The sequence below is a fragment of the Lacticaseibacillus manihotivorans DSM 13343 = JCM 12514 genome (genome assembly GCF_001435035.1).
In the GTDB taxonomy this organism is placed as follows: domain Bacteria; phylum Bacillota; class Bacilli; order Lactobacillales; family Lactobacillaceae; genus Lacticaseibacillus; species Lacticaseibacillus manihotivorans.
Map to the genome: position 1 here is coordinate 1 of NZ_AZEU01000334.1, position 619 is coordinate 619.

The following is a 619-nucleotide window of genomic DNA, read 5'->3' on the forward strand; positions in this document are numbered from 1 at the left end:
TTCTTGGAAAACTCCAATTGGTATGCCTCATCGAGTTCTTTCCACGGAAAAATATCAGCTAAGCGCACCCACTCATTATTTGGACTGAGCGGTGTGCTCAGGCCGCAACCAAAGGATTCAAAAGAGAGTTGGTGGGGACTTTGACGATAAACCATGGATAAAACCTCCGAGTGAATTTCATAAATGCACGGGAAATGTCTGAAAACCAGGATTCCGTATGCATTTATTATATGACAGTAATGTCCCAAAATCACTAGTATCAAACGCTACACGTTTTTGAACAGCCACTTATTAGCGGACTGATTCGAAACGGAACATCCCACTAAAACAACAGAGGCTAAAATAAACATAATTACTAAAACAAATTTATTTCTCATATAATTTTTCCGCTCTTTCTTTGAATTCAGCCTTACTAAATAGTGGCTGGTGAATTAGCCCTAACTTTCAGGCAAATCCACGATAACTTTGTAATCAATCTTCACCGCAGTCTTATTCTTTTTGGCAGTAATCGAAATTGGTCTACTTAAAACTGCGAGAAGATTTTCCAAATTCGCCATGACCATACCAGTGTCTACGGCAACCGCAATTGTCTCTGCGGTCTTCTCTTTGACAAGATCCA

General features: G+C 39.7%; 2 pseudogenes. Both read right to left on the reverse strand.

Annotation, left to right across the window (positions count from 1 at the left end):
• A pseudogene (locus tag FD01_RS16255) lies at window positions 1–155 on the reverse strand (IS5/IS1182 family transposase); the annotation flags it as partial.
• A gap of 282 nt (window positions 156–437) precedes the next feature.
• Window positions 438–619: pseudogene (locus FD01_RS16785) on the reverse strand (hypothetical protein); the annotation flags it as partial.